This is a genomic window from uncultured Enterococcus sp., from assembly GCF_913775425.1.
Classification (GTDB): domain Bacteria; phylum Bacillota; class Bacilli; order Lactobacillales; family Enterococcaceae; genus Enterococcus_G.
In genome coordinates, this window is sequence record NZ_CAJYIS010000061.1 from 1 (window position 1) to 2,893 (window position 2,893).

A 2,893-nucleotide genomic window follows, 5' to 3' on the forward strand; every position below is an offset into this window, starting at 1 on the left:
TTATTAAAACGAGAACACCGGAGATTCAGTTTAACGTTAGCTGGAGAGTATTTTTATCGGGAAAGCAAGCAAGTCCTGTCGCAATTAAAAGAAGTCACACAGCGGACGAAAGAAATTGGACAAAATAGTGGACCGCAACTGACGATTGGCTATTTACCCACTTATAACGGTATACTGTTACATCAAGTGATTGCTGATTTTTCTGAAAGCTATCCTGAAGTGACGATCCATCTTTTGAAAGGGACGCACGAAGAGTTGTATCAGCATTTACTGCATCAAACGATCGATTTAGCGTTAAGTGATCAACGACGGATGTTCTCAGAGGAATACGTGAATTTTGAGCTGGCTAAATTACCGATCCAACTGGAATTGGCTCAACGTAATCCACTGAGTCAAGAAAGCTGTTTAGAGATGGATGATATTCATCATCTTCCGTGTATTTTAATCACGTCACAAGGGCAACAACAACACGAAGCAGCCTTTTATCGAGATACACTAGGCTTTGAGAATCCATTTATCTTTGCTGAAAATTTAGAAGAAGCGCGTTTGATTGTTACTGGAAATCGTGGGTGTTTACCGATTGAAACCTTCGATGATCAACGGACAGCCGATTTAGGGATTACACGTGTTCAGTTGACGAAAAATCAACAGCCTATTTTACGCAATTATTGTGCATTTTGGGCTAAGAAAAATCAAAATCCCTATGTAGATCCTTTTGCCACGATCATGTTGTCTATTATTTCTACACAATATACGAAACAAGACGAAGCGAGTAAGTAAGCTTCGTCTTGTTTTTTTGCATAAGTTTCACTTATCCAAATGATTCGAAACTAGAATTGATTGCCTACGTATAGATGGACTACACTTAAGTCAAGAAAGGGTGATCGTAAATGGGTATTACACCATATGCACAACAGTATCATGAAAAAATGTTTCCAAATTATATTTCTAATTTTTTGACGACAGATTCGGAATTTGTCGAACGTTTTGATAATTTTGCTTTTGACGAGGTTATCCAAACAACAGATGTTGAGGATCATACGCGTTTTTTAGCGATTTTAGCTAGTTTAATTGGTTGCCAAGGAATCGAAGAATTTCAAGTCATGGTGAAAGCCGCTTTTCAATTTGGTGTGACCACAATTGAAATAAAAGAATTAGTGTATCAAGCTTCTGCATATTTAGGGATGGGACGTGTATTGCCTTTCTTCAAAGTGTTGAATCAAATCATTCAAGAACATGGAGAATCACTACCGCTAGAAGGACAGTCAACCACTACGATGAAGACTCGTTTTGAAAAAGGAAGTCAGGCACAAGTGGATATTTTTGGTGAGAGTATGCGTAACTTTGCTACTCAAGGTGCAAAAGAAACGCAACTGATCAATAAATGGCTAGTCGAACACTGTTTTGGTGACTTTTATACCCGAACAGGATTAACACTTGAACAAAGAGAAGTGATTACCTTATGTTTCTTGGTGGCTCAAGGGGGATGTGAAAGTCAAGTACGTGCGCACGTGCAAGCCAATTTCCGTCTAGGTCAAACAAAAGAGGACTTGATTCACATTTTAGCCAATCTCATCCCATATATTGGGTATCCGCGCGTATTAAATGGGTTAAGTTGTTTAGATATTTAGATAGTTAAAAAAATAAAGGAGCGATTTAAATGGATTATGTAAAATTTGGCAATTCAGGTTTAGAGGTATCCCGTTTATGTTTAGGCACAATGGGATTTGGAGATCCTACCAGTGGATTTCACGAATGGACATTAGGCGAAGAAGAAAGTCGAGTTGTGATCAAAAAAGCCTTGGATTTAGGAATCAACTTTTTTGATACGGCAAATATTTATTCTTATGGTTCTAGTGAAGAAATCGTAGGGCGCGCGTTAAATGATTTTGCAAATCGCGATGAAATCGTGGTGGCAACAAAAGCCTATATGAAAATGAAAGATCGACCAAATAGCGGGGGATTATCAAGAAAAGCGTTATTTTATCAACTGGATCAAAGTTTAACACGCTTAAACATGGACTATGTGGATCTCTATATTATTCATCGCTGGGATTACAATACACCAATCGAAGAGACCATGGACGCCCTACACGATCTTGTCAAATCAGGGAAAGTTCGTTATATCGGAGCGTCAGCGATGTACGCATGGCAATTCGCTAAAGCACAGGCAGTCGCTGAAAAACATGGATGGACGAAATTTATTTCGATGCAAGATCATTTGAATCTACTCTATCGTGAAGAAGAGCGCGAGATGTTACCTTTGTGTCAGGATCAAGGGATCGCTGTTACACCGTATAGTCCATTAGCATCAGGTCGTCTAACACGTGATTGGGAAGCGACAACAAAACGGTTTTTAACGGATCACACAGCCCGTCAAAAATATGATACCACACAAGAACAAGATAAAATTATTGTGGAGCGTGTGGCACAATTAGCTGAAAAATATCAGGTAACTCGTGCACAGATCGCATTGGCTTGGCTATTACAAAAAGAAACAGTAGTGTCTCCTATCATCGGTGCGACGAAGGAACGTCATTTAACGGATGCATTACCAGCCTTAGATTTGGTCTTGTCACCAGAAGACGTGATCTATCTAGAAGAACCGTATCAACCACATCATGTAGTAGGAGCATTATAGGAATATTAGGTTATATTATCTAGCATCGCAATCGTTTTTTTTGAGCAACGAAAACAAGTGGATACATTCATGTACCCACTTGTTTTTATCTAATTAAATATTCATAAAATACGCATTCATCGCTACCTGTTTGATCAAATTTAGGTAAATCTGTCTGTCCGATATAGTGAAATCCACTTTTTTCGTATAGACGACGAGCTGGAAGATTCGTCAGTGCAGTATCTAAACGAATCGATGCGATATTTAATTGTC

Annotated in this window: 3 protein-coding genes; all 3 read left to right on the plus strand. The window is 38.7% G+C overall.

The window, feature by feature from the left end; genetic code table 11:
• The coding region (locus tag QZ413_RS06725) for a LysR family transcriptional regulator (RefSeq protein ID WP_297077780.1) at positions 1 to 780 on the plus strand (780 nt) is incomplete at its 5' end.
• Between the two features lie 110 nt (positions 781 to 890).
• The gene (locus QZ413_RS06730) at positions 891 to 1,631 is read left to right on the plus strand and encodes a carboxymuconolactone decarboxylase family protein (protein ID WP_297077782.1); all 741 of its coding nucleotides are present in this window, start codon (positions 891 to 893) and stop codon (positions 1,629 to 1,631) included.
• 29 nt (positions 1,632 to 1,660) lie between these two features.
• Positions 1,661 to 2,641 carry an aldo/keto reductase gene (locus tag QZ413_RS06735; protein WP_297077784.1) on the plus strand — a complete coding sequence of 327 codons (981 nt, stop codon included), beginning with the start codon at positions 1,661 to 1,663 and terminating at the stop codon, positions 2,639 to 2,641.
• Positions 2,642 to 2,893: the final 252 nt, after the last annotated feature.